The organism is Streptomyces sp. NPDC096132, from assembly GCF_044763345.1.
Classification (GTDB): Bacteria; Actinomycetota; Actinomycetes; order Streptomycetales; family Streptomycetaceae; genus Streptomyces.
This window is the reverse complement of record NZ_JBIWGA010000010.1, coordinates 103,709-129,536: the sequence shown is the minus strand read 5'-3', so window position 1 is coordinate 129,536 and position 25,828 is coordinate 103,709. Positions and strand designations below refer to the sequence as shown.

Genomic DNA, 25,828 nt, shown 5'->3' with positions numbered 1-25,828 from the left:
CCGAACTCCCCTGGTAGCCCTGACGATGGGCGTCCCCGGCGGTCATGATGTGACGTATGAGTGCGTTGTTCGACCGTAGGGCAGCCGCGGACGCCTCCGGCGCGGGTGCCATTGCCGCCGGTGGGAACATCGGGCAGGCGTTCACAGGACCGGGCGCCGTGGGCCTGCACATCGATCATGTCGGGATGTTGCTGCCGGATGCGTGCCCGCCGGCCGAGTCGGTCGAGTGCCCGCCCAACCTCACCAATCTCCCTTTCCGCGCAGAGCTCTTCGTCGGGCGGGACAAGGAACTCGGCCTGCTGCGGGGCGCGTCGGCCACGCCCGGCCGGCCGCTCGTCCATGTGCTGCACGGGCTCGGCGGCATCGGCAAGTCCACGCTCGCAGCCCGCTTGGCTTCCGCGCACAGTCTGACCGGGGCGCCGGTGTGGTGGATCACGGCAGACAGTCACGCCGCGATCGACTCGGGACTCGCCGGCCTCGCGTCCGCTCTCAAGCCGTCCCTCGTCCCCCTGCTGCCCCAGGAGCAGCTGAGTGAATGGGGCCGGGGCTGGCTAGCGACCCACACCGGCTGGCTCGTCGTCCTCGACAACGTCACCAACCCGGACCACGTGACGCCGCTGCTGTCCAGAGCGACGGCGGGACGTTTTCTGCTCACGAGCCAGCGAGCCACGGGATGGCAGGGCATCGCTGAGGAAGTGCCGCTGAGCGTGCTTTCAGGGCAGGACGCGGTGCGCCTCTTCACAGAGATCCGCGGTGAGGATCCGGATGCCGCCGAGCTCTGCGAGGAGCTGGGCAACCTGCCGCTGGCGGTCACCCAGGCAGCGGCGTACTGCAAGGAGAGGGACTGCGCCGTCCGCACGTATCTGGACCACCTTGCGGAATGGCCTGCCGAGATGTACGCGGAGACACAGGAGGGCGGTGACCACGAACGCACCGTGGCCCGTGTCTGGCATGTCACGTTGGACCGTCTCGCTGCCGACCCGCTCGCCGTTCGGATCCTGCTGACGCTGGCCTGGTATGCCCCCGATGCCATCCCGCGCAGCCTGTTCACTTCCCTGGGCACGTCGCTGGCCGTACATCGAGCACTCGGCCGGCTGGCGGCCCACAGCCTGATCACGTTCTCAGCCGGTGACACGGTTTCCGTGCACCGGCTCGTCCAGGCCGTGTCCCGTACGCACTCGGACGGCGACCGGCACCGGAACCCCGAGGCGATCGCGGACGCGCGTACGGCGGCGATGGACGCGTTGGCGCGGGCCGTGCCCGAAGACATCGACGACCCGTCAGCGTGGCCGGTCATGCGGTCCCTGATCCCGCATGCCGAGGCGCTGGCCCAGCATGTCCCGTCGGAGGACGACACGGCGGCGATGGCGCGGCTGCTGGCGAGGACAGGGGACTACATGCTCGGCGCCGGGGTGAAGGTCGCGCGCGGGGCGTTCGACCTGCTGCGGCGGGCGGAGACCGCATGCGTACGACACCATGGCCTGGAGGCGGAGGACACGCTCGTCACGCGGGTGCTGTCGGCCCAGGCAACGCGCATGCTGAGGTCGGTCGAGGAAGCCGCCCCGTTCGCCGAGGAGGTTCTGGCCGACTGCGGCCGGGTCCTGGGCCCGGACCACGAAGCGACCTTGCTGGCCATGACGAACCTGCACAGGGTCGCGTCGTTGCAGGGAGAGACGGAACGAGCCCTGCGGCTGGCCGAGGACTGCCTAGCGGCTCGTGTCCGACTGTTGGGGAAGGACGACCGCCGTATCTTCGAGGCCCGGCACGACGTGGTGATGGCGCTGACGGCGACCGGTGATCTGGCACGGGCCCGGGGTCTGTGCGAGGAACTGCTCGCCGACTGCCTCAGGGCCCTGGGCAAGGAACATCCTGTGACCCTCGTTGTGAGGGGCCGGGTCACCATGCTGGCCAGCATGCGTGCCCTGCCGGCGAGCCTGATCCAGCTCATGAGCGGAGTGGTTGCCGTCGCGGAGGGAGACGAAAAGAACCTGGTCACCGTGGTACGCCACATGGTCGAGAAAGCCGGAGTCCTGGGTGCCCAGCAGTTCACCCCCGCCACGAAGGACGAGGTGAGCGCGGCCGAGCGGGACCTCGAGACATGCCGACGAGTCCTCGGTGACGACCATCCTGTGACCGTCAGCGCTCGGCTGGTGCTGCTCCAGGTGTATGGGGCCGCACAGGATGAGCGCTACGCCGATGCGACGGTGAGCCTCCTGTGGGAGGTGTTCTCGCTGCTGAGCGAGAACGAATCCGTCATCACGCCGATGTTGCGCATGTTCGAGGCGCTGCGCACTGTTGTCGACGAGCTCCCCCCCAAGCGGTAACTCCATCGGACGGAAGGCAAAGCCCCCTCCGCAGTAGGGCATTCGGCCACAATGCCCACATGACACTCAAGCCATGGGCGTGGGCAGGGCTCGGTCTCTGCGGCTTGTGCTCGCTGCTATTGCTCAGTTCGGCGGTTCGTCCGCTGCCCCGGCCCCGCCAGTTCCCACGCCGGACGTCCATGCCTCCGGCGAGAGAGCGGTCGCGGCGGGCGGCAATATCGGATACGCGTCCACGGGCGGCACAGCGGCACCGTCGTCTCCGCCCCCTCCCACCCCGCCCACCTCGGGTCCACGGAGCACCGGGAACGTGACAGCGTCCGGCCCGGGTTCCATCGCGGCGGGCGGTGACATCGGTTCGGCGTCCACCGGAAACTGAGGTGGGCCCGGGGCTTGAGCCCCGGGCCCCGAGCTCTTCCGTTGGGTTTTGGGCTGGTTTGAAACAACCCAACCAACCAAGCCGGCTGGTGAGTTGAAGCCGTCTACCTCGAAAGAGTGACGATCCGTGATCGGCTTGCGCCGGAACGTGAAGGGGATCTAGGTTCGCGGCACATAGATCGGCCCCGGTCGGTGCGCCAACACCGGCTCCGGGGCCTGCCCTACGAATCGAATCGAGCTTTCGATCGTGGCTTACGCCGAGCCTAGTCCTGTCCTGCCGTCCCCGTCGCACCCGATGGCCAAAACGGGTTACGGAAAACGTGTCGCCGCTGACGAAGACCCGCACGCCGACGCGGACTTCGCACATCTGAGCCCCCGTGACCGCGAGATCGCCGTCTTCGTGGACCACCTCCACGTGGGCCACGCGATGGGCTACAAGGCCATCGCCGCCCACCACCCCCGCTACGGCCAGCAGGCCGTCCGCACCTCCATGGGGCGCATCACCCTCGCCGGCCATCTGCGCTGGGTCAAGGAGCACATCACCGTCGAGGACAACTCGATGCGCTGGGTGACGCGGACGTACTGGTCGCGTACCCGCAGGTCGGAGGAGTGGTGGGCGGATTTCGTGCGGAGGCTGCACGGCAAGGACGTGACCGAGGACTATCTGGCCGGACTGGCACGGGTCGAACAGGAACAGTCCGCGGAGGCGGCCGAGCCCGCGGAGGAGTCCACCGAGCAGCCCGGCACCGCCTACGAAACCCTCGCCGGGCTTCGCGAGGCCGACGCCCGGCTGCCGCTGTCCGACAGTGACTGCCGTTCCCTCGAATCCCTCGCCAACGAGTGGCTGGCCCGTGGCGCGAGGCCTCACGACATCACCAAGGCCCTGACCGACGGGCTCCCGTCGGCCGTCACCAACCCGGGCGGCCTCGCCCGCAACCGATTGGAGAACAAGATGCCTCCCAAGCTGCCCCCGAAGAAGGCGAAGATCCGGCAGAAGGCCGCTCGTCGTGCCAGGGTCTCGCGCGTGATCATGGCCTGTGGGCTGTGCGACGCGGACGAGCGGACCGTGGAAATCCGCGGGGGCCTGTGCAGCGAGTGCATCGCGCTGATCGAGGCCGAGGGGCCGGTGTACGGCGCTGTCCCGGACACCTTCCTGCCAGGCCCGCGTGACAGCGGCGGCGACCTGGTCGGCGCCGAGGAGGTCATCGACGTCACCGAACGCGTCGAGGCCCTGCGGCGCGCGGCCGGGCTCGTATGAGCGTGCAGGACGTGCCGGTCAGGGCACCATGGAGTCGAGGAGGCGACGCCATGACCCCCAGGACCGAGCAGCAGCCGCAGATGTCCGTCGAGGAGTTCGAGGAGCTGGAACGCCATGCCCCGGAGACCGTGCGGCTGGAGTTCGTCCAGGGGAAGGTCCAGGTCAAACCCGTGACCGATGGCAACCACGACCAGATCATCGCCTGGTTGCAGCGGCTGTGCATGCAGCATCGCCCCGAGCTCTGGCTCTACGGCGACCGCGGCATGAAGGTCGAGCAGTATCGCAACGGACGCGCACGCCCCGACGGTGTCCTCGCGCCGTTCGGCTTCCTGGAGGGCCATGGGGACTGGTCCGATGCGGCTGATGTGCTCATGGCCGTGGAGGTGACGTCCCACGACAGCGACACCCGCCAGCGCGACCGGGTGGAGAAGCCCGACGGATACGCAGCCGCCGGAATCCCCGTCTACCTTCTGATCGACCGGGACGACTGCTCTGTCGTCGTCTACAACCAACCGGAGAACGGCAGATACCGGCATGAAGAGAAGCTGCCGTTTGGGGCTTCTATCAAGCTTCCCGACCCCGTCGGCTTCACCCTCGACACCGAGCCGCTGAAGAAGCTCGCGGACTGATCAAAGCCCCCACACCCCCTTCACCACCGCCGTCACCCCGCCCGCCAGCGCCAGCCCCAGGACCAGCAGGCGGGCCCGGGGTTCCGGGAGGCGGCCCGCGAGGGATCTGCCGAGCGCCGCGCCCGCCGCCATCGCGACGGTGACCGACGCCCACTGGCCGCCGGTCAGGGACGGCAGGCCGTTCGCCGCCACCGAGAAGGCGTTGACGAAGACGCCGTAGAACATGGCGTTGGGGACGAACTCCCGTACCGTCCAGCCCGCGTTGACGGCGTAGAGGGAGACCGGTGGGCCGCCGACGCCCGCTGCCGCGTTCATGAAACCGCCCGCCGCGCCCGCCGCGATCGCGCCCCGGGTGCCGCGCAGGGCGGGGACGCGGACGCCGCGCAGAATCAGCAGGGTCGCGGCCGTCACCAGGCCTCCCATTGTCAACAGCAGGGCGGATTCCGGGAGTTGGCGGGTCAGCCAGGCGCCCGCCGGGACCGTGCAGGCCGCCGCGGCGCAGAGCGGGAGCATCGCCGACGGGCGTACCCGGCGCCAGCCGGTCGTCAGGCCCACCACGCTGATCGCGCCGGCCGCGCAGTTCGCCAGGACGACCCCCTCGGACGGGCCGAGGAGCAGGATCAGCGCGGGGACGGCCACCAGCGCGAAACCCATCCCCGTCAGCCACTGCACGCACGAACCCAGCAGCACGATCGCCGGCAACAGTAATTCCATGGTGTACCTGACTACACCATCGGTTCGGGAGTGCGCTCCCTCCTTTGCGCAGGTCAAAGACGGGATCGTTGTTCTCGCAAGCAGAAGTCACCGGTCACCGAATCTCCAAGGACTCCCGTCATGAAGTCGCTTCTCGCCTCCCGTCCCGTCCTGTGGTTCCTCTTCCTGTTCAACCTCGTCGTCGCCGTGGCCGCACCCTTCGTGGTGGACGGATCGCAGGGTGTGATGACCGCGGTGGGGATGGGGGTCGTGTCGCTGGGGGCCGGTGTCAGCCTCCTGCGCGGTAAGCGGGCCGCCGCCTGAGAAAGGGGTCCTGAGAATTGGCACCCTCTTAAACGTCCCCTGTACGACGGCTGCACGGGCCCTAACCGGCCGGACGCGAGTCTTGAGTCATCCCAACAGGCACCATCCGCACAGGAGTTGCGATGACCCGCAAGACCCGCATACGCGCCGCCCTCGTCACCGCCACCGCCCTCGTCACCGCCGCCACGGTGACGGCGGGAGTCAGTGCGGCCGGTGCCGAGGCGCCGAAGAAGCCCAGCAAGAAGCAGATCGCCGCTCTCTTCGACGGCTGGAACGCCGCGCTGCAGACCGGTGACCCGGAGAAGGTCGCGGACCGCTACGCCAAGGACGCGGTCCTGCTGCCCACCCTCTCCAACAAGGTCCGCACGGACCGCGCCGGCATCGTCGACTACATGGAGCACTTCCTCGAGAACAAGCCGGTCGGCAAGAAGATCGAGACACACATCAACGTCCTCGACGGCAACTCCGCCCTCGACTCCGGTGTCTATGAGTTCACGCTCACCGACCCCGCCACCGGCAAGAAGCGCGCTGTGGAGGCCCGCTACACCTACGAGTACGAGAAGCGCGGCGGCCAGTGGCTCATCGTGAACCACCACTCTTCCGCGATGCCCGAGGGCTGATCAGCCCCCACGCTGTGCCGACCGGAGCGTGATCCGTACGCACAGCCCGCCCCCGGCCGCGTCCGTCAGGGTCACCGTCCCGCCGTCGTCCGTCACCAGCTGTTTGACGACGGCGAGGCCGAGCCCGGAACCGGAGCGTCCGGTCAGGCCCTGGCCGCGCCAGAAGCGGTCGAAGGCGCGGGACTTCTCCGCGTCCGACATGCCCGGTCCCTCGTCCGCCACGGACAGGACCACCTCCTGGGCCCCGGACTCCATCCGGACGGTGATCGTCCCGCCGTCGGGTGAGACCTCCAGGGCGTTCGAGAGCACGTTGTCCAGCACCTGGTCCAGATGACCGGGGCTGGCCAGCACAGACGGCCGGTCGTCGACACCACTCCCCCTGAGCGCGATGGTGACCCCGCGCTCGTCGGCGGCCGGCCTCCACACCGTCAGCCGTTCGTCCACGATGGTCCGAAGGGGCAGCGGCTCCGCGGCCGTCACCTTCGCCTCGGCCCGCGCCAGCACCAGCAGGCCGTTCACCAGACGGCTCATGCGGACCACCTCCGCCGTCGCCTGCTCCACGTCCTCCCGCACGAACTCGTCGTCCACGCCGTCCGCGATGTTGTCCAGCGACAGACGCAGCGCCGTGAGCGGCGTACGGAGCTGGTGCGAGGCGTCGGCCACGAAGATGCGCTGCGAGGCGACCAGTGTGTCCAGGCGTTCCGCGCCCTGGTTCAGGGTGCGGGCGAGGGTCTGGGTCTCCGCAGGGCCCGTCACCGGGGAGCGCGCGGTCAGGTCGCCGTCGCTGAACTTGCTCGCCATGGAGTTGAGTTCGCGCAGCGGCGCGGTGATCCGGCGGGCGGCGAACGCGCCGATCGCGGCCGCCGCCGCCAGGACGAACACGGCGAGCCCGGCCCGGAAGCCCCAGATCGACCACAGTCGCCGGGTCATGTCCGAGGTCGAGTAGACGATCCGTACGGCCGCGTCCCCGTGTGCGGGGACGGTGACCGTCAGCTGCTTGCCCCAGATGAAGTCGGAGCCCCAGTCGGTCGTCGGATCGTTCTCCTCGACGGCCCGGGTCAGCGCGGCGTCCGCGGCGGGCTTCGGCAGGTCCGGGGCACAGCTGCCGGTGGGGGTCGCCTGGACCTCGCCGGGGGTCTTGCCGCCGTACGCCTCGGCCACCTGGGTCAGGGCCTCGCACGAGATGCGGTCGCCGTTGCCCAGCAGCAGTGCCATGGTGTTGGCCTCGCGCAGCACGGACAGCTCGGTGTCGTCCCGCAGCTGCTTGGTGAGGGTGAAGGCCACCGGCACCGTGAACAGCAGGATGGCGACCGCGACGAGCAGGATGTAGCTGCGGATGAGTTGCCGGTTCACGAGGCCTCGGCGTCCTTGACGATCTCCAGCCGGAAGCCGACCCCGCGCACCGCCTCGATGGCGAGGACCCCGGCGAACTTCCGGCGCAGCGCCGCCACATGCACGTCCAGCGTCTTCGTCGGGCCGAACCAGTTCGCGTCCCAGACCGCTTCCATGATCTGCTCGCGGGACATCAGCGCGCCCGGCTCCTCGGTGAGGAAGGCCAGCAGGTCGTACTCCTTCGGCGCGAGGGCGACCTCCTCGCCGTCCACGTGCACCCGGACCGCCTTGCGGTCGATCGTCAGCCGGGATCCGTACCGGTCCGCCCCGGCGGCGTTCTCCTCCGGCGTACGGGGCTGCACGCGCCGCATCACCGCGCGTATTCGGGCGATGACCTCCCGCACCCCGAAGGGCTTGGACACGTAGTCGTCGGCGCCCAGCTCCAGGCCGACCACCCGGTCCGTCTCGTCGCTGCGCGCGCTGATCACGATGATCGGCACGTCACCGCGCTCGCGCAGCGCCTTGCAGACGTCCAGGCCGTCGGTGTCGGGCAGCCCCAGGTCGAGCAGGACGACGTCGTAGGGGTCGGAGTGGGCCAGGGCGGCGGCGCCCGTGGTGACCCAGTCGACCTCGAAGCCGTAGCGCCTCAGTCCGCGCCGCAGTGACTCGGCGACCGGCTCGTCGTCTTCCACCAGGAGTACGTGCACAACCGCACGATAGTGCTTGAAACTTAATTCACAGCTATCACTTCCGCTTCAGGGGGAAGGGAAGTTTGCGAGCGGGCGTCCGGCACATCTCACGATGCGGTACTCGGGGGGTGAGATACGGGCGCTCGTTAGACTGAGCCGACCCGCAGTACAAGGGCGTATGTGCGGAAAGAGACAAACTGAGCGAGGAGCGCACGTGGGCCTTGTCGTGCAGAAGTACGGAGGCTCCTCCGTAGCCGATGCCGAGGGCATCAAGCGCGTCGCCAAGCGGATCGTGGAAGCGAAGAAGAACGGCCACCAGGTGGTCGTCGTCGTTTCCGCGATGGGCGACACGACGGACGAGCTGATCGATCTCGCCGAGCAGGTATCCCCGATGCCGGCCGGGCGTGAGTTCGACATGCTGCTGACCGCCGGAGAGCGGATCTCCATGGCACTGCTGGCCATGGCGATCAAAAACCTGGGGCACGAGGCCCAGTCGTTCACCGGCAGCCAGGCAGGCGTCATCACCGACTCGGTCCACAACAAAGCCCGGATCATCGATGTCACGCCGGGCCGCATCCGGGAGTCCCTCGACAAGGGCAACATCGCCATCGTCGCCGGCTTCCAGGGTGTCAGCCAGGACAAGAAGGACATCACGACCCTGGGCCGCGGTGGTTCGGACACCACCGCCGTCGCTCTCGCCGCCGCGCTCGACGCCGAGGTCTGTGAGATCTACACCGACGTCGACGGTGTGTTCACCGCCGACCCGCGTGTGGTGAAGAAGGCGAAGAAGATCGACTGGATCGCCTTCGAGGACATGCTGGAGCTCGCGGCCTCCGGCTCCAAGGTGCTGCTCCACCGCTGTGTGGAGTACGCCCGCCGATACAACATCCCGATCCACGTCCGGTCCAGCTTCAGCGGGCTGCAGGGCACATGGGTCAGCAGTGAGCCGATTGGGGACCAGAAGGTGGAGCAGGCCATCATCTCCGGTGTCGCGCACGACACCTCCGAGGCCAAGATCACGGTCGTCGGTGTGCCGGACAAGCCGGGCGAGGCCGCCGCGATCTTCCGGACGATCTCCGACGCCGAGATCAACATCGACATGATCGTGCAGAACGTGTCGGCCGCGTCGACCGGCCTGACCGACATCTCCTTCACGCTCCCCAAGGCCGAGGGCCGCAAGGCCATCGACGCCCTGGAGAAGAACAAGGCCGGCATCGGCTTCGACTCGCTGCGCTACGACGACCAGATCGGGAAGATCTCGCTGGTGGGCGCGGGCATGAAGACCAACCCCGGCGTCACGGCCGACTTCTTCACCGCCCTGTCCGACGCGGGCGTGAACATCGAGCTGATCTCGACCTCCGAGATCCGTATCTCGGTCGTCACCCGCGCCGACGACGTCAACGAGGCCGTGCGCGCCGTGCACACCGCGTTCGGGCTCGACTCCGACAGCGACGAGGCCGTCGTCTACGGAGGCACCGGGCGCTGATGACCCCGCCGATCAGGGGGGCCCGCCGGCCGACGCTCGCGGTCGTGGGAGCGACCGGTGCCGTCGGCACGGTCATGCTCCAGATCCTGTCCCACCGGGCGGACATCTGGGGTGAGATCCGTCTTGTCGCCTCGCCGCGCTCGGCCGGCCGCAAGCTGGCCGTGCGCGGCGAGGAGGTCGAGGTGGTGGCCCTGTCGGAGGAGGCCTTCGACGGGGTCGACATCGCCATGTTCGACGTACCGGACGAGGTCGCCGCACAGTGGGCGCCGATCGCCGCCGCCAAGGGCGTGGTCGTCGTGGACAACTCCGGCGCCTTCCGGATGGACCCGGACGTGCCGCTGGTCGTCCCCGAGGTCAATCCGCACGCCGTGCACATCCGGCCGCGCGGGATCGTCGCCAACCCCAACTGCACGACCCTGTCGATGATCGTCGCGCTGGGCGCGCTGCACGCCGCGTACGGGCTGCGCGAGCTGGTGGTGTCGTCGTACCAGGCGGTCAGCGGGGCCGGGCGGGCCGGGGTGGAGACCCTGCGGCAGCAGATCGCGCTGGTGGCCGGGACCGAGCTGGGGACCTGCCCCGGTGATGTGCGGCGGGCCGTCGGCGAGAACACCGGGCCGTTCCCGGAGCCGGTCGCGCTGAACGTCGTCCCGTGGGCCGGGTCGCTGCGCGAGGACGGCTGGTCCTCGGAGGAGATGAAGGTGCGGGACGAGTCCCGCAAGATCCTCGGCCTGCCCAGGCTGCCGGTCGCCGTGACCTGTGTACGGGTGCCGGTCGTCACCACGCACTCCCTCACCGTCCACGCCCGGTTCCAGGACACGGTCACCGTGGACGGCGCCCGCGAGATCATCGCCACCGCGCCCGGGGTCGTCCTGTTCGACAACCCGGAGGCGGGGGAGTTCCCCACGCCGGCCGATGTCGTCGGCACCGACCCGACCTGGGTGGGCCGGGTCCGACGGGCCCTGGACGACCCGACCGCCCTGGAGCTCTTCGTGTGTGGGGACAATTTGCGCAAGGGAGCCGCCCTCAACACCGCGCAGATCGCCGAGCTGGTGGCGGCGGAACTGGCGTGACGTCAGCTCCTCCTGGGGTGGGTGTGACGTCTGCGGTCTCCGTAGCGCTTGAAGAAGTGAGCGCTCCCACGCGGAAATGCCCTGGCCAGGGGCGGGTCCGTTTGTAAGATCTTCGGAACAAAGTGTGAGCCGGTCGAAGGTCCGGACCACTTGTATCGGACACCTTTGCGTTTGAAGATTGTCCGAAGACTTTCCTCCCCGTTCTGCGCAACCGCGCGCAGGGCGGGGAGCGTCTTTGCGGTCCCGGCGTGGGGACGCCGTGATCCGGGCGTGGGGACGCCCGTTCATATGGGATACAAGGGAAGAGCGGGACACATGAGACGGGTAGGCGTGGCCTCGTCCGACGTAAAAGTGACGCCCGGCACGTACAACCTCCGCGGGGGGACGTGTGTCCAACTGGCGTGGCTGAGGTACTCGAACTCCCAATGGCTCGTGCCGTCCTCCGACCCCGCGTGGCCGGAGCATCCGGCGGCATGCCGGTGATCGCGCCCATGCCCGCAGCGCGGCCCACCCGCATCCCCAGCCAGCGTGACGGCTCCGAGCCGGTCGGCTCCGCCGAGAACGCGGTGGCGGCCGGTACCACCGTCGACCACCTCACCGAGACCTACCGGGCCCACTACCGCTCGCTCCTCGGTCTCGCCGCCCTCCTCCTCGACGACACCGCCTCCTGCGAGGACGTCGTCCAGGAGGCGTTCATCCGCGTCCACTCCGCGCGCAAACGCGTCCGCGACCCGGAGAAGACCCTCGCGTATCTGCGTCAGACGGTCGTCAACCTCTCCCGCTCCGCCCTGCGCCGCCGCATCCTCGGCCTGAAGCTGCTGTCCAAGCCGATGCCGGACATGGCCAGCGCGGAGGAGGGCGCCTACGACCAGCTGGAGCGCGACTCCCTCATCAAGGCGATGAAGGGTCTGCAGCGCCGCCAGCGCGAGGTCCTCGTGCTGCGCTACTTCTCGGACATGACCGAGGCCCAGGTCGCCGAGACCCTCGGCATCTCCCTCGGCTCGGTCAAGGCGTACGGCTCCCGCGGTATCGCCGCCCTGCGCAAGGCGATGGAGGCACCGGCGTGAACGACGAAGCCGAGGGCCGGGACTCGCACGAGCGCCACGAACCGTACGCGTGGCACGAGCCGATGACCCCCCGCACACAAGAGCCGAAGCAATCGCACGCTGGGAACTCAACCGTGAACCACCACCTCGACGACCAGGGCCCCGACGGGCTCGACTCGGACGAGCTGGCGCTGCGCCGGATGCTGCACCAGGCGGTCCAGGAGATGGAACCGCGCGACGGAACGCTGGACCACCTGCGCCGGGCCGTCCCCGCCCGCCGGGCCCGCAAGCGGCAGGCCGCCGTCGGCATGGCGGCCGCGGCGCTCTTCATCGGCACCGCGGTCCCCGCCGTACTCCATGTGTCCAACGCGGGCGGCTCGGACGCCAACCCCGCCATCGCCGGGCAGGCCTCCCAGTCCGAGGGAGGCTCGAGCCAGGGCAAGGGCCCCGACGGCGGCTCCACCGGCAAGGTCGGCGACTCCTCCGGCAAGTCCGACGAGACGGGCAAGGACAGCGCCACCGAGTCGGGCCACAGCAAGGGCACCGGCAGCACCGGCGCCTCCAGCGGCTCCGAGTCCTCCTCCACCTCCGCCGCGTCCGCGCCCGCCTGCACGTCGTCCCAGCTCGGCTCGACGTCCGGCAGTGTCGACGGCCCCGACTCGGCCGGCACCGTCTACGGCACGTTCCGCGTGGCCAACGTCTCCTCCAGCGCCTGTACCGTCCCCGGGGCCGTCACCCTCACCCCGGCCGCCCAGGGCGCCGCCGACCCCACGAAGATCAGCGTCCTGCAGCACGCCTCCGGCGACGCGGCGGCCGGTCTGCCCGACCCCTCCCTCTACGTCACCCAGCACGTCCTCGCCCCGGGCTCCGCGTACGAGGTGAAGTTCGCCTGGGTGCCGTCCGAGACCTGCCCCACCTCGAGCAGCAGCGGCGGCACGACCGGAGGCGAGTCCTCTCCCTCCCCGACGCCGACCGAGCAGAACAGCAGCAGCGGCGACACCGGCACGGGCACCACCACCCAGCTGCTCACCGAGGACGGCACCGCCGACGGCAGCGTGGTCGTGGCCTACACCGCCGACGACGGTTCCACGACGGTCTCCACGACGGTGTCGAACGCGTGCGCGGGCGTGATCTACCGGACGGGCGTGCTGGCCTCGTCCTGAGCCGGGGCACTCGCCGGGACGGCGGCCTCCTCCGGGACGATCCCGAGGGCCGCGTCCCGCGCGAACTCCACCTCGCGGCGCAGCAGCCGGAACCACATGAACACCACGAAGCCGGCGAAGACGAACCACTCGCCGGTGTAGCCCAGGTTCTGGAACGCCTTCAGGTCCAGTCCCGTGTTCGGCGTCGCGCTCACCGGCACCGTCGTCATCCCGGCGTCGGCGGTGTCGAGGGTGACCCAGGCGTCGTAGAGGTCGTACGGCACGAGGTTGATCAGGGACGCCGAGCTGATCGCCGCGGTCTGCCCGTCCGGCAGGCCGCCCTGGGCGCTCACCCCGTTGTCCCCCGGCTGCTCGGAGGCCTGCAGCGCGCCGGTGACGGTGACCTCGCCGGAGGGCGGGGCGGGGGCCTCGGCGGCCTTGGCCGTGCCGGGCAGCCAGCCCCGCACGACGGGCAGCGCCTTGCCGCCGTCCGTGCGCAGCAGGGTCAGCACGTAGTAGCCGCTCCTGCCGTCCAGTTCCCGGTCGGGCACCAGCAGCTGCTCGCCGTACCGCCCGCGCGCGGTGACCTGCTTGCCGGAGGTCGCCTTGTCCACGGGCAGCATCTCGGTCAGCGGCCGCGCAGCCTCCTCGCGGTTCGACTCGGCCCGCGCCTTCGCGTCCCGATGGTCGTCGACGCGCGCCTCGAACCGGCTCAGCTGCCAGGACCCCATGAACACGCAGAAGGGGATGGCCAGCAGCACGAAGACGTTGATCCCCCACCATCGGGGCGTCAGCAGAAACCGGTACACGCCCTCCACGGTACGTGGCGCGCCCCCGGCGCCCGGGCGGGGGGTCGGTACCGGTGAGGAAGGAAATGCCGGGCCTTCGCCGCGCCCTCACGGGAAAGCGGTTCAGGCTGCGCTGACCTGCGTAGACGTAAAGGTTATCCACAGGCCGGGGGCCTGGGCGGGTCGTTTGTCGCCGCGGGCGGGCAGTATGGGTCCATGACTGAGAGCTACGGGTCCGCCGCGCCGGGGCGGTACGAGGACATGCCGGACTGGGAGAAGCGCTTCAGGGCGCCCCGGGTGTCACTGCCGGACTGGGCGGAGGACGCGCCTGATCGTTCCCTGTTCGTCTCCAATGCGACGGGTACGTATGAGCTGTACGCCTGGGACCGTGCCACGGGCGAGCAACGGCAGGTGACGAAACGGGCGAACGGCACGACGGACGGCGTGCTCTCCCCGGACGGCGCGTGGATCTGGTGGTTCGACGACAAGGACGGCGACGAGTTCGGCGTCTGGCGCCGGCAGCCGTTCGAGGGCGGCGAGGACGAGCTGGCGACGCCGGGGCTGGACCCGTCGTATCCGGCGGGCCTCGCGCTCAGCCGCGACGGCCGTACGGCGGTGGTGGGCCGCTCCACTGACGAGGAGGGCACCACGATCCATGTGGCGCGGATCGGCGAACCCCCCTTCGAGCTGTACCGCCACCGGGAGTCGGCGGGCGTGGGCGACCTCTCCCACGACGGCTCGCTGATCGCGATCGAGCACACCGAGCACGGGGACGCGATGCACTCCGCGCTGCGGGTGGTCCGGCCGGACGGCACGACCGTCGCCGAGCTGGACGACACGAAGGGCGGTCAGGAGGAGCTGGGCCTGGAGGTCCTGGGCTTCGCGCCGGTGGACGGCGACACCCGGCTGCTGATCGGGCACCAGCGGCGCGGCCGCTGGGAGCCGCTGGTGTGGGACGTGGCCACGGGCACGGAGACCGACCTGGCGCTGGACCTGCCGGGCGATGTCAGCGCCGAGTGGTACCCGGACGGCTCGGGGCTGCTGATCGCGCACAGCTTCGAGGCGCGCAGTGAGCTGTTCCGCTACGACCTCGCCGGTGGCGGGCTGGTGAAGGTGCCCACCCCGCAGGGCACGGTCTCCGGGGCCACGGCCCGGCCGGACGGCAGCGTGGAGTACCTGTGGTCCTCGGCCGCCGAGCCGCCGGTGGTCCGCTCGACGACCGGCCGGGTCGTCCTCGACCCGCCCGGCATGAAGTCCCCGGGCTCGGTCGCCGTCGAGGACATGTGGGTGGAGGGCCCCGGCGGCCGTATCCACGCCCTGATCCAGAAGCCGGCCGGCGCCACCGGCCCCCTGCCCACCGTCTTCGACATCCACGGCGGCCCGACCTGGCACGACAGCGACGCCTTCGCGGCGGCCCCGGCGGCCTGGGTGGACCACGGGTACGCGGTGATCCGCGTCAACTACCGCGGCTCCACGGGCTACGGCCGCGCCTGGACGGACGCGCTCAAGATCCGGGTCGGCCTGATCGAGCTGGAGGACATCGCGGCGGTGCGGGAATGGGCGGTGTCCTCGGGCCTCTCGGACCCCGACCGGCTGATCCTCACCGGCGGCTCCTGGGGCGGCTACCTGACCCTCCTCGGCCTGGGCGTCCAGCCGGACGCCTGGACGCTGGGCATCGCGGCGGTCCCGGTCGCCGACTACGTCACGGCGTACCACGACGAGATGGAGGCCCTGAAGGCGATGGACCGCACGCTGCTCGGCGGCACCCCCGAGGAGGTCCCCGACCGCTTCGAGGCCTCGTCGCCCCTGACGTACGTCGACGACGTCAAGGCCCCCGTCTACATCTCGGCCGGCGTCAACGACCCCCGCTGCCCCATCCGCCAGATCGACAACTACGTCAAGCGGCTGGAGGCCAGGGGGGCGGTGCACGAGGTGTACCGCTATGACGCGGGCCACGGCTCCCTGGTCGTCGACGAGCGCATCAAGCAGGTTCGGCTGGAACTGGAGTTCGCGGAGAGGCACCTGCGGTAGCTGGGCCGGGGGGTGGGTGGGGGCTGGGGGCGGAGGAATCTGCGGGCGCGTGGTGGCTGGTCGCGCAGTTCCCCGCGCCCCTGGGGGTTGCAGTCACGTCTGCCGCGCAGCTGGGCCCGCGCCCGTTCAGCTTGCGCAGCAGCCGACGCTGCCAAGTTGTCGTAACTGCGGGCAGTCGTGCCGCTGGGGCGATGGGGGAGGGTGGGCGCAGCGGCACCCCGCGAGCGCGGGTGAGTGAATCCCACCCCCGCCCAGCCCCAGCCCGCGCCCGCCCCGCAACCCCGGGCGCCTACACCCCCGTAACCCGCCCCCGCCGCCCCAGCAGCTCCGCCAAGCCCCGTCGAGTGGCAGCCAGCACCACCCGGTCCGAGTCCCGCAGGACATACGTGTCGGGCAGATCCCACACCAACCCGGCCCCACCCTCCCCCTCCGCACCGGCGTCCAGCGCCAACACCCGCCACAACCCCGCCCGAAAGGCCTCCCCGACCGTCCTCCCGGCCAACTGCGCACACCCCCCGACCTCCAGCGCGGCAAAAAGCAACACCCGCCGCTCCACCGGAATCGCCCCCAGGATCTGCCGCCCCATCATCGCCCCCGCGAACGACGGCGCCGACAGATGCGACACACTCCGGCTCCGGGTCAACGCCTGCGGATGCGCGGCCCGCAGCGTCCGGTACACGGCGGTCGCGAAGTCGTCGTCGTACAGCCGCAGCACCACCCGCAGATCGCTCCGCAACGACCGCGCGTACAACGCGGCCTCCAGATTCGTCGTGTCGGAACTGGTCACCGCCAGCAGCGCATGCGCCCGATGGATCTTCGCGGCCTCCAGCACCCCCTCCTGCGTGACATCCCCCAGCACCACCGGCACCCGCAACCGCCGCGCCACCGCGAGCCCCCGTGCCTCGGGCCCCGCCTCCACGCACACCACCGGAATGTTCAGCTCCCGCAGCCGGGTCAGCACCCGGGTGCCGATCTTCCCCAGCCCCAGCAGCACGACATGCCCGCCCAGCCCCCGGGGCGGCCGCCGCAACGACCCCGCCCCCCGGAACGTCCCGAGCGCCTCCAGCACCGCCGCCAGCAGCACCGGCAGCAACAGCAACCCCACCAGCCCGGACAGCAGTTGCAGCACCTGACGGGCCGTACTCGCCCCGACCGCCGGGTCGTTGATCGAGAACAGGTCCAGCAGCGTCAGATACAGCGCCCCCAGCGGATGGATCCCGGTCACCACCCACAACGCCACCGCCAGCGCGAACACACACCCCACCAGACCGGCCAGCGACCACCGCAGCCGCCGCGAGAACAGGGAGGCGAACGGCGCCACGACCCCCATGACCCCCGCACCCCGCCCCGCCGGCAGCGCCGGCCCGGCCGAGTACGCCACCTGCTCCAGGACCACCGACCCGCGCCGCCCGGCCGCCTCCCGCACCGCCGCCGCATCGGGCAGCAGCAGCGGCCCCTGCTCCCCGCTGCTCTCGGAACCGTCCGCGAAGGCCGGATCGTTGCCGGTCGCGGACAGCAGCGCGAGCGTGGGCCGGCCGCTCAGCCCGCCCGGGGCGTCACCCTCCTCGCCCGGCGGCCGCTCGACCGCGCGCAGCATCAGCCCGTCCGTCTGTACGACCTTGGTGGTGCCGGCGACGGCGGACGCGGCCAGCGCGGGCGCGGCGGTGTCGGCGTCGGACAGCACGGTGGTCGAGGCGTCGTCCTCGTCCGGTGCCGAGGCGCCGCCGGAGGCCAACGCGGCCGCCTGGTCGAGGAGTTCCTCGATGTGCTGGCCCAGCCGCCGGTTGTACAGCCGCAGGACGAGCCGCAGTCGCGGGTTGAGCCGGCGGGCGGTGAGGGCGGCGCGGATGTTGGTCTCGTCGTCGTCGTACACGAGCGCCAGCGCGGCGGCACGCTCCACGCCCGCCTCGGCGAGCACGGCCTCGGTGGCCTCGACGGCCTCCAACGTCCGCTGCCCGTGCGCCGGTTCACCCGCGGTGGGGGCGGTGCCGTTGCCGGCGGCCCGGCTGACCGCCGCGCTCACCACCCGGTCGAGGAGCGCCGCCGACACCGCACGGGCCCGTCCGACGACCGGCGGCCGCACCGAGCGTTCGGCGGGCGGTACGACGAGCGTGACCTGCTCCTCGTAGACACCCCGCAGCTCGGCGGCGAGCCGGTGCGCGAGCCCGTCGTCGCCGCAGACCACCATGTGCGCGCCGGCGCCGCCCGACGCCCGACCCTGATTCGGAACGCTCCCCACGAGGGAGAAGACTGCCTCACCGGGACGGGAGGTTCCACGGAGCGGGTGAACACCGGGCACCCGACTCCCGTAGAAAAGGGGAGGGAATGCGAGAAACAGGGATCAGCCAGAGCACGGAACGCGGAGGTGCCCGACCCGTGGCCATCACCAAAGCGGCCCCGCAGGACGCGGACCCACGCGGGGACACCGCCCCCGCGCCGCCCGACGAGCCCCGGCGGCTGACCTCCCCCCTCGCCCTGACCATGCTCCTGCTCCTCCTCGTCCTGCTGCAGAGCCCGATCCGGCGTGCCCTGTCCGCCCCGGTGATGCAGAGCTGGACGACGGTGTTCGTGGCGGTCGTGATCCAGGCCCTGCCGTTCCTGGTCCTGGGCGTCCTGTTGTCGGCGGCGATCGCGGTCTACGTCCCCCCGTCCTTCTTCGCCCGCGCCCTCCCCTCCCGCCCCGCCCTCGCCGTCCCGGTCGCCGGAATGGCCGGCGCGGTCCTGCCGGGCTGCGAGTGCGCCTCCGTGCCCGTGGCGGGGGCGCTGGTCCGCCGGGGCGTGACCCCCGCCGCGGCCCTCGCCTTCCTGCTCTCCGCTCCCGCGATCAACCCGATCGTCCTGACCGCGACGGCCGTCGCCTTCCCGCGCGATCCGGAGATGGTCGTGGCCCGTTTCGTCGCCAGCCTGCTGGTGGCGTGCGCGATGGGCTGGCTCTGGCACCGCCTGGGCCGCACCGACTGGCTGCGCCCGCCCACCCACGCCCCGCACGAGGGGCAGACCAAGGGCGCCGCGTTCTGGGACTCGGTCCGCCACGACGTGATGCACGCGGGCGGCTTCCTGGTGGTGGGCGCGATGGCCGCGGCGACGCTGAAGGCGATCGCCCCGGAGAGCTGGCTGCGCACGGCGGCCGACAACCCGGTGGTGGCGGTGCTGGCGCTGGCCGTCCTCGCGGTCGTCCTGTCGATCTGCTCGGAGGCGGACGCGTTCGTGGCCGCGTCCCTGACCCAGTTCTCCCTGACGGCCCGGCTCGCGTTCCTGGTGGTGGGCCCGATGATCGACCTCAAGCTCTTCGCGATGCAGGCGGGCACCTTCGGCCGCGCCTTCGCCCTGCGCTTCGCCCCCATGACCTTCGCCCTGGCCATCGTGTCGGCCGTACTGACAGGAGCGGTCCTGCTGTGAACCGACAGTCCCAGGCCGCCGTCCTCTTCCTCCTCGGCGCGGCCCTCCTCCACGCCGGCACCACCGACCTCTACCTCCGCTACGTCAAGGCGGGCCTGCGTCCCCTGCTGCTGGCGTCCGGCGCGGTCCTGATCGTCACCGCGCTGGCGACGGCGTGGTACGAGCGCCGGAGGGCGAAGGGGGAGGGGGAGGTGCATGGGGACAAGGACGTGCACGGGAACAGGGACGTGCACGGGGAGGAAGACAGCCCTGGGCACACGCACCCGGAACCCCGTGTCTCCTGGCTCCTCGTCCTCCCCCTCCTCGCCCTGATCCTGGTCGCCCCGCCGGCCCTGGGCTCCTACAGCGCCACCCGCACCGGTACGGCCCTGCAGGAACCCCTCGCCTACCCGGCCCTCCCGGCCACCGACCCCTTGCCCCTCGGCCTCGTCGACTACGCGGGCCGCGCGGTCTACGACCACGGCCGCGGCCTCACCGGACGCCGGGTCCAGCTCACCGGCTTCGTCGCCCTGGAGCACGACGGCACCCCATACCTGGTCCGCATGGCCCTCAACTGCTGTGCCGCCGACGCCCAGCCGGTCAAGGTGGCCCTGACCGGGGACATCCCGCCGGTGCTGCAGCCCGACACCTGGCTGACCGTCACCGGCACCTACGTTCCCCGCCAGTCCCGCGACCCCGTCAACAACGGTCCCATTCCCTTCCTCGAGGTCACGGCCGCGAAGCCGACGCCCGAGCCACGGGACCCCTACGACGAGTCGTACAACAACTGACGGTCAGTTCACGAGCTCCCCATCAGGGCCATGACGGCCGTGACGACCGGAGTTCCCACGGAGCCGAGGACGGCGGCGATTCCGGCGATCCTCTCCAGTACTTTCCGGAAACCCTCGCCGGAGGGATTCGCGCCGATTTCCCGTACGGCCGCGTCGACTTCCGCCCGGCGGCCGTCGTCCAGGTGACGGCGTAATGCCTGGAGTTCCCTGAGAAGCGTGTCGAGAGCGGCCGCTCGGGTCTCCGCGCCACCGTTGACGTGTTTGCCGCCGGCCACGATGTCGCCGGAACCGCTGTGGACGACTTTGCCGAAATTGCCGGAGCCGTACTGCTGGATCTGGTCGCCGCTCATCGCGAGCCCACGATGTTGCCGGAACCGCTGTGCTGGTTCTTGCCGGTGTTGTTGTCGCCGTACTGGTTGATGATGTCGCCCTGCACGGCGTGCTGCACGTTGTAGGTGATCTGCGCGATGTCCGGGTGGCCGATCGCCTTGGTGATCTCGCCCACCAGGTACATGATCTCGCTCTCCTCCGTGGACCACACGGCGTCGTGCTGGGTGCCGGAGGTGTTGAGGACGAGGCCGTACAGGGTCGGTTTGTTGAGGAGCTTGACGAGCTGCCAGATCAGCAGACCGTGCACGGTGAGCCAGATGAGCATGGCGACGGTTCCGAAGGACGCGAAGAATCCGCCGAGGAAGAAACAGACGAGGCTGCGCTGGATGAACCTCTTCCAGGCCACGCGCCTGTCGATCTCCAGCACACGCTGACCGACGTGGGCGATATTGCGCAGTGGATAGGCCTCTCCCTCCACCCACAGCACACCTTCATTGACCCGTACTTGAACCACAGTCGGCCTCCTCTGTTCGGTGATGGCGGCGACTGCATGGACAGTAGGGGCGGCGGCAAGTGCCCTTCGGCATTTGCCAGTTATTCACTCAAACTGATTCATTCGGACAAACCGTGGGACACGGATGACAAGAATTCAGGAGGCCGAGGGGGAAGCCCCGTACGGGGACTCCTCGATGGTGCCGCCGAGTTCGGCGCGGGCCTTCTCCATCGCCGAGCGCGGGTCGGCCGAGAGCACCCAGCGGTTGCCGACCAGATAGACACCGCCGTACATCTGCGCGGTGTCGAGCCAGCCGCGCTGGCCCTCGGCGGTGTCGAAGGTCAGCAGCACGTAGTCGCCGTCCGCCGACTTGCACACACCCTGCCGGAAATCGAGGGTCTTGCCGCCCTCCTTCGGCGCCGTCTCGCAGCCGACGGCCTTCCCCAGCGCCTCCAGGGTCATCGGGCGCGCGCTCGGCACCGCGCTCTTCGACGCGGCGGCCCGCTCCTCGTCCCCGCCTCCACCGCCCCCGCCGCATCCGGCGAGCAGCAGCGCCGCGGCGACCGCGCACACCGGAACACCGAGCAGACGACGGACGGGACGGTACATCGGGACTCCGTACGCGGGTGGGGGATCGGTCCCTCAGGAGTACGGGGGGCGTGCTCCGGGCGTTCAGCCGACGGCGGTGGAGGCGGGCGGGCCACGGTCGGCCGACGCTACGTCCCGGTTACATCGCCCTCAAACCCTGGTGGCCATGTGGTGAGCGCCCCATGATGGGCGTATGACGACGGCCTGGCATGCCCTGGCACAGCTGGTGAGTTGGCCGGACCTCACGGAGGTCCGGTCCAGTTGCGGCACCGGCCGGGCACTGCGCTCGGCCGGAGCCGAGATCGCGCACTTCCACTCCGACCGGAGTGTCGACCTGCACCTCACGGCCGGCGCGATCCGCCGGTACGAGCGCGATCTGCGGCGTTCGACCGCGATCCGGCTGGTGCCGGGCTCGCACTGGGTGACTGTCCGCCTGGAGTGCGAGTCGGACGTCAGCCTGCTGATGACCTTGATGAGCGCGGCCCTCCGCGCCCACCAGGACCGGCCGGACACCCCCGGGACCCCGGCCCTACGCTGCAACGACCGCCTGGAGGCGGCGCTCGCCCAGCGCGAGTACCTGTAAGGCGGGCGTGCCCCTGTCGTCCATACGGCGCCGCCGTCGGGTGCGGCCGGCTCACCTGGCCTGCGGCGCCGTCGCCGGGCGCGGGCAGGTAGGGGCTGGTCGCGCAGTTCCCCGCGCCCCTAGGGGGTTGCCGGCACCGTTTCCCGCGTAGCTGCGGGCAATCGTGCCGCTGGGGCGATGGGGGTCCCCCCGCTCGAGCGAAGCCGAGAGTGGGGGAGGGTGGGCGCAGCGGCACCCTGTGAGCGCCGGGCTGCGCGACCCACCCCCGGGCGGCTTCCGCACCGGTCCCCCGGGGCCAACCCGCCTCGACACCGTCGTATCCACACGCCGGACCCGGGTCGATCGTCGAGGGACCGCCCCCGATCTGACGTCCCTCAGGCCCGCCCTCCCCACCCGCTCCGCCCCGGCGAGTCCGCCGCGCGTCGGGCCAGGGAGTCGAACACCACCGCGATGTACAGCACCCCACCGGTGATCATGAACTGGACCGGCGACCCCACCCCCAGCAGCGCCATGCCCGAGGCGATCGACTGGATGATGAGCACCCCCAGCAGCGCGGACCAGGCCGAGCCGCGCCCGCCGAACAGGCTGGTGCCGCCGATGACCGCGGCGGCGACGGCGTTGATCAGCAGCATGCCGGAGCCGGGCACCTGGCTCGCCGAGGTGAGCCGCGAGGCGACGAACAGGCCGCCGACCGCCGCCATGGTCCCTGACACCACGAACACCGCGATCCGCACCCGCGTCACATCGACACCGGCCCGCCGGGCCGCCTCCACCCCGCCACCGAGTGCGAGGATCTGCCGGCCGTAGGGAGTGCGGCGCAGGAAGAGGTCCGAGGCGACGACGACCGCGAGGAAGATCAGGAGCGCCAGCGGCAGGCCTTCGAACTGGTCCAGCACATAGACGGTGGCGAACGCGGCCACCGCGAGCAGCGCCGTACGCGCCCAGATCTCGCTCACCGGCCGGTACGGCATCCCGGCGGCGCCGCGGCGGCGCCGGTCATGGTAGGCGACGAGGAGGTACGCGGCCGTGGCGAGCACCGCCAGGCCGTAGTTGGCGACGGCGGCACTGAAGTAGCGGCTGGTCAGCTCGGCGACGAACCCCTCCTCGCTGAAGCTGATGGAGGTCTCCGTCCCCAGCAGGTAGAGCATCAGGCCGTTCCAGGCCAGCAGGCCCGCGAGGGTGACGACGAACGCGGGTACGCCGATCCTGGCGAAGGAGAACCCCTGGACGGCCCCGGCTGCCGCGCCGCAGCACAGCGCGATGATCACGGCGAGCCATTCCGGCATCCCGAGGTTCACGTTCAGCGCCGCGAACGCCGCGCCCGCCAGTCCCGCGAGCGAGCCCACGGACAGGTCGATCTCGCCGATCAGCAGGACGAAGACGATTCCGACGGCGACCATGCCGGTCCCGACGATGTCCACGCTGAGGATGGACAGGTTGCGCGGTGAGAGGAAGTTGTGGTTGAGGAGCTGGAAGACCAGCCAGGTCACGGCGAGGGTGAGGAGGACGGGGGCCGGGCCGAGGTCACGTTCGCGCAGGCGGCGGCGCAGGGTGTCGGCGTACGCGGTGAGACGCCGCCCGGCGTACCAGGGCCGCCCGTGTCGGCCCTCGTCGCCGTGTCCGTCACCGAGTCTGTCGCCGTGTCCGGCGCGGCGTTCCTCACCGTGTCCGGCGCGGCGTTCGCCGCCGTCCCCGTCCCGGCGTCGATCGGCGGCAGCCCCGGTGTCGGCGCGCGCCCGGGCCCTCCTCCCCTTCATCCCCCTCACGGCCATGCCTCCTCGTGCCGGGAGGGACGGTGGGTGGGGGCGTTGTCCGCCGCACCGGTGATGGAGGAGATGATCTGCTCCTGCGAGGTGGTGTTCACGTCGAAGACGCCGTTGTTGCGTCCGAGCCGCAGGACGGCGACCCGGTCGGCGACGGCCTTGATGTCGCCCAGGTTGTGGCTGATGAGCAGGACCCCGAGGCCGCGCTCGCGCAGCTCCTCGATGAGGTCGAGGAGCTGACCGGTCTGCTCGACGCCCAGGGAGGCGGTGGGCTCGTCGAGCAGGAGCAGCCGGGGCGCCCCGAGCAGCGAACGGGTGATCGCGACGACCTGCCGCTGCCCGCCGGACAGCGCGGCGACGGGCACCCGTACGTCGGGGATGCGGATGGACAGGGTGTGCAGCAGCTCGCGGGTGCGGCGCTCCATCTCCACCTCGTCGAGGATGCCGAGCCGGTGGATCTCCCGGCCGAGGAAGAGATTGCCGACGACATCGAGGTTGTCGCACATCGCGAGGTCCTGGTAGACGGTCGCGATGCCCAGGACCTGCGCGTCCTGGGGTCGCTTGATCTGTATGGCACTGCCCTGCCACTCGATGACGCCCCTGTCGGCCGGACCGGCCCCCGAGATCACCTTGACCAGGGTGGACTTCCCGGCGGCGTTGTCACCCATCAGGGCGACCACCTCCCCGACCCCGATCTCCAGCTCGACGTCCACGAGCGCCTGGACGGCGGCGAACCGTTTGGAGACGCCACGCAACGCCAGCAGGGGCTGAACCGGCACGGGGCCACCTCCTTCCGCCTCCGGGCTCCTTCCGCCTCCGAGGAAAGCTCATCGGGTCCTCTTCAGGTGCTCATCGGCTGCTCGACGGGTGCGTGGTCGGACGGGTGCGTGGTCAGGTGAGTCCGGCCTGGTCACAGGCGGACCGGAGGTTCGGGGGGCATATCTGATCGATGGTGTACAAACCATCCTTTACCAGAGTGTCCTTGATGTTGCCGACAGTCACCGAGACGGACGGGAGCAGGACGGCCGGTATGTCCTTCGCGGTGCCGTTGTCGACCGTGGCCGTGGCGATGGGCTCGACCGGCTCGCCGCGCCCCAGGGCGACGGCCATCTCGGCGGCGGCGTCGGCGGCGGACTTGTAGGGCTTGTACACGGTCATGTACTGGTCGCCCTTGACGATCCGCCGCACGGCCGCGAGGTCGGCGTCCTGGCCGGTGACCGGGGGCAGCGGTCTGACCGCGGTGGCGTTGAGGGCGGAGATCACGGCGCCGGCGAGGCTGTCGTTGGCGGCCAGGACGCCGTCGATGTTGTCCGCGCCCAGGGCGGCGATCGCGCCCCGCATGTTGACGAAGGCGTTCTCCGGCCGCCAGCCGACGGTGTCGTACGACTTGCCGATCTTCACCTGGCTGTCGTCGAGGACGGCGAGCGCGCCCTGCTTGAACCACCCGGCATTGGGGTCGGTCGTGGCGCCGTTCATCATGACGATCCGGCCGCCGTCCGCCTCGGCGCCCATGGCCTCCAGCAGCGCCTCCGCCTGGAGTTTGCCGACCTTCGCCCCGTCGAAGGTGACGTAACCGGAGATCGGCCCCTGGGCGAGCCGGTCGTAGGCGACGACCGGGATGCCGACCCGTTCCGCGGCCTGGACCGACGGCCGCAGCAGCTTGGGGTCGACGGCGGCGACGATCAGGACGTCGACCCCCCTGGTGATCATCGAGTCGAGCTGCTGCCGCTGGACCGCCGGGTCGGGGGTGGCGGCGACGATCGCGGCGGGGCACTGCGGGCACAGCTCCTTCAGCTTCTTCTCGATCAGAGGCTTGTCGAACTGCCCGAACCGGGAGGCCCCGCCCCCCGGCAGTAGCAATCCGACGGTGGGAGTGCCGTCCTGGCCCCCGCTGTCGTCCTCGGTGCAGGCCGTGGCCAGGGTCAGCGCGGCGGCGATCGCGACGGCCATGGACACACGGGCGAGGGAGGTGCGCGATGCGCGCTTGACGGCCGGAAGCCCGGCACCGAGACCCATCGTCGATTCCTCAGAGCTATGTCCGATATTGCCCCACATTGCCAGCTTAGTATCATCCGCAACCAAGCCGCCGCCGCCC

Annotated in this window: 24 protein-coding genes; 13 read left to right on the top strand and 11 right to left on the bottom strand. The window is 70.7% G+C overall.

Annotation, left to right across the window (positions count from 1 at the left end; genetic code table 11):
• The first annotated feature begins 56 nt into the window (after window positions 1-56).
• The 3 genes from ACIRF9_RS24175 to ACIRF9_RS24165 all read left to right on the top strand — a co-directional run bounded on the left by ACIRF9_RS24175 (window position 57) and on the right by ACIRF9_RS24165 (window position 4,586).
• Window positions 57-2,324, top strand: a complete 2,268-nt coding sequence (locus tag ACIRF9_RS24175; RefSeq protein ID WP_403825819.1) for a tetratricopeptide repeat protein — start codon at window positions 57-59, stop codon at window positions 2,322-2,324.
• Window positions 2,325-2,994: 670 nt separating this feature from the next.
• A complete protein-coding gene (locus ACIRF9_RS24170; RefSeq protein ID WP_403825816.1) occupies window positions 2,995-3,957 on the top strand; it encodes a hypothetical protein in 963 nt (320 codons plus the stop codon).
• A 50-nt stretch (window positions 3,958-4,007) separates the two neighbouring features.
• The gene (locus tag ACIRF9_RS24165; RefSeq protein ID WP_403825813.1) at window positions 4,008-4,586 is read left to right on the top strand and encodes a Uma2 family endonuclease; all 579 of its coding nucleotides are present in this window, start codon (window positions 4,008-4,010) and stop codon (window positions 4,584-4,586) included.
• Here the strand turns inward: ACIRF9_RS24165 and ACIRF9_RS24160 are convergent, their stop codons facing one another.
• Window positions 4,587-5,300 carry a TSUP family transporter gene (locus ACIRF9_RS24160; protein WP_403825810.1) on the bottom strand — a complete coding sequence of 238 codons (714 nt, stop codon included), beginning with the start codon at window positions 5,298-5,300 and terminating at the stop codon, window positions 4,587-4,589.
• Between the two features lie 120 nt (window positions 5,301-5,420).
• Here ACIRF9_RS24160 and ACIRF9_RS24155 point away from each other — a divergent pair, with 120 nt between their 5' ends.
• Together ACIRF9_RS24155 and ACIRF9_RS24150 are read left to right on the top strand one after the other, a co-directional pair.
• Window positions 5,421-5,603, top strand: a complete 183-nt coding sequence (locus ACIRF9_RS24155) for a hypothetical protein (protein WP_403825807.1) — start codon at window positions 5,421-5,423, stop codon at window positions 5,601-5,603.
• Between the two features lie 122 nt (window positions 5,604-5,725).
• Window positions 5,726-6,223 carry an SgcJ/EcaC family oxidoreductase gene (locus tag ACIRF9_RS24150; protein ID WP_403825804.1) on the top strand — a complete coding sequence of 166 codons (498 nt, stop codon included), beginning with the start codon at window positions 5,726-5,728 and terminating at the stop codon, window positions 6,221-6,223.
• Here the strand turns inward: ACIRF9_RS24150 and ACIRF9_RS24145 are convergent, their stop codons facing one another.
• Entirely contained in the window at window positions 6,224-7,576 is a 1,353-nt protein-coding gene (locus ACIRF9_RS24145) for a sensor histidine kinase (protein ID WP_403825801.1), read from the bottom strand.
• Window positions 7,573-8,262, bottom strand: a complete 690-nt coding sequence (locus tag ACIRF9_RS24140) for a response regulator transcription factor (protein WP_403825798.1) — start codon at window positions 8,260-8,262, stop codon at window positions 7,573-7,575. Before ACIRF9_RS24140 ends, ACIRF9_RS24145 begins: the two co-directional genes overlap by 4 nt.
• A gap of 196 nt (window positions 8,263-8,458) precedes the next feature.
• Here ACIRF9_RS24140 and ACIRF9_RS24135 point away from each other — a divergent pair, with 196 nt between their 5' ends.
• The 4 genes from ACIRF9_RS24135 to ACIRF9_RS24120 all read left to right on the top strand — a co-directional run bounded on the left by ACIRF9_RS24135 (window position 8,459) and on the right by ACIRF9_RS24120 (window position 13,009).
• Window positions 8,459-9,730: an aspartate kinase gene (locus ACIRF9_RS24135; protein WP_403825795.1), complete on the top strand. Its 1,272-nt coding sequence runs from the start codon at window positions 8,459-8,461 to the stop codon at window positions 9,728-9,730.
• Window positions 9,730-10,800: an aspartate-semialdehyde dehydrogenase gene (locus ACIRF9_RS24130; protein ID WP_403825792.1), complete on the top strand. Its 1,071-nt coding sequence runs from the start codon at window positions 9,730-9,732 to the stop codon at window positions 10,798-10,800. Before ACIRF9_RS24135 ends, ACIRF9_RS24130 begins: the two co-directional genes overlap by 1 nt.
• Window positions 10,801-11,252: 452 nt before the next feature.
• Window positions 11,253-11,867 (top strand): SigE family RNA polymerase sigma factor, encoded by a 615-nt coding sequence (locus tag ACIRF9_RS24125; RefSeq protein ID WP_403825789.1) that lies wholly within the window; start codon window positions 11,253-11,255, stop codon window positions 11,865-11,867.
• 113 nt (window positions 11,868-11,980) lie between these two features.
• Entirely contained in the window at window positions 11,981-13,009 is a 1,029-nt protein-coding gene (locus tag ACIRF9_RS24120) for a hypothetical protein (RefSeq protein ID WP_403825786.1), read from the top strand.
• On the opposite strand, the gene ACIRF9_RS24115 is transcribed toward ACIRF9_RS24120, so the two are convergent.
• Window positions 12,979-13,797: an SURF1 family protein gene (locus ACIRF9_RS24115; RefSeq protein WP_403825783.1), complete on the bottom strand. Its 819-nt coding sequence runs from the start codon at window positions 13,795-13,797 to the stop codon at window positions 12,979-12,981. The genes ACIRF9_RS24120 and ACIRF9_RS24115 overlap by 31 nt on opposite strands.
• A 195-nt stretch (window positions 13,798-13,992) precedes the next feature.
• Between ACIRF9_RS24115 and ACIRF9_RS24110 the strand changes: the two genes are divergently transcribed.
• A complete protein-coding gene (locus ACIRF9_RS24110; protein ID WP_403825780.1) occupies window positions 13,993-15,807 on the top strand; it encodes a prolyl oligopeptidase family serine peptidase in 1,815 nt (604 codons plus the stop codon).
• A gap of 289 nt (window positions 15,808-16,096) precedes the next feature.
• On the opposite strand, the gene ACIRF9_RS24105 is transcribed toward ACIRF9_RS24110, so the two are convergent.
• Window positions 16,097-17,995, bottom strand: a complete 1,899-nt coding sequence (locus ACIRF9_RS24105) for an NAD-binding protein (RefSeq protein ID WP_403826419.1) — start codon at window positions 17,993-17,995, stop codon at window positions 16,097-16,099.
• Window positions 17,996-18,183: 188 nt separating this feature from the next.
• Here ACIRF9_RS24105 and ACIRF9_RS24100 point away from each other — a divergent pair, with 188 nt between their 5' ends.
• Together ACIRF9_RS24100 and ACIRF9_RS24095 are read left to right on the top strand one after the other, a co-directional pair.
• The gene (locus ACIRF9_RS24100) at window positions 18,184-19,206 is read left to right on the top strand and encodes a permease (RefSeq protein WP_403825777.1); all 1,023 of its coding nucleotides are present in this window, start codon (window positions 18,184-18,186) and stop codon (window positions 19,204-19,206) included.
• Window positions 19,203-19,976, top strand: a complete 774-nt coding sequence (locus ACIRF9_RS24095; RefSeq protein ID WP_403825774.1) for a TIGR03943 family putative permease subunit — start codon at window positions 19,203-19,205, stop codon at window positions 19,974-19,976. The genes ACIRF9_RS24100 and ACIRF9_RS24095 overlap by 4 nt, the downstream gene beginning before the upstream one ends.
• Window positions 19,977-19,984: 8 nt before the next feature.
• Here ACIRF9_RS24095 and ACIRF9_RS24090 read toward each other — a convergent pair whose 3' ends face one another.
• The 3 genes from ACIRF9_RS24090 to ACIRF9_RS24080 form a co-directional block, all read right to left on the bottom strand.
• Window positions 19,985-20,326: a hypothetical protein gene (locus ACIRF9_RS24090; RefSeq protein ID WP_403825771.1), complete on the bottom strand. Its 342-nt coding sequence runs from the start codon at window positions 20,324-20,326 to the stop codon at window positions 19,985-19,987.
• Window positions 20,323-20,820, bottom strand: a complete 498-nt coding sequence (locus tag ACIRF9_RS24085) for a DUF6232 family protein (protein ID WP_403825768.1) — start codon at window positions 20,818-20,820, stop codon at window positions 20,323-20,325. The genes ACIRF9_RS24090 and ACIRF9_RS24085 overlap by 4 nt, the downstream gene beginning before the upstream one ends.
• 135 nt (window positions 20,821-20,955) lie before the next feature.
• The gene (locus tag ACIRF9_RS24080) at window positions 20,956-21,408 is read right to left on the bottom strand and encodes a hypothetical protein (protein ID WP_403825765.1); all 453 of its coding nucleotides are present in this window, start codon (window positions 21,406-21,408) and stop codon (window positions 20,956-20,958) included.
• Window positions 21,409-21,580: 172 nt separating this feature from the next.
• Between ACIRF9_RS24080 and ACIRF9_RS24075 the strand changes: the two genes are divergently transcribed.
• A complete protein-coding gene (locus ACIRF9_RS24075) occupies window positions 21,581-21,970 on the top strand; it encodes a luciferase family protein (protein WP_403825762.1) in 390 nt (129 codons plus the stop codon).
• 374 nt (window positions 21,971-22,344) lie between these two features.
• On the opposite strand, the gene ACIRF9_RS24070 is transcribed toward ACIRF9_RS24075, so the two are convergent.
• The 3 genes from ACIRF9_RS24070 to ACIRF9_RS24060 form a co-directional block, all read right to left on the bottom strand.
• Entirely contained in the window at window positions 22,345-23,742 is a 1,398-nt protein-coding gene (locus ACIRF9_RS24070; RefSeq protein WP_403825759.1) for a sugar ABC transporter permease, read from the bottom strand.
• A complete protein-coding gene (locus ACIRF9_RS24065; RefSeq protein WP_403825756.1) occupies window positions 23,733-24,512 on the bottom strand; it encodes an ATP-binding cassette domain-containing protein in 780 nt (259 codons plus the stop codon). The genes ACIRF9_RS24070 and ACIRF9_RS24065 overlap by 10 nt, the downstream gene beginning before the upstream one ends.
• 112 nt (window positions 24,513-24,624) lie before the next feature.
• Entirely contained in the window at window positions 24,625-25,749 is a 1,125-nt protein-coding gene (locus tag ACIRF9_RS24060; RefSeq protein ID WP_403825753.1) for a sugar ABC transporter substrate-binding protein, read from the bottom strand.
• Window positions 25,750-25,828: the final 79 nt, after the last annotated feature.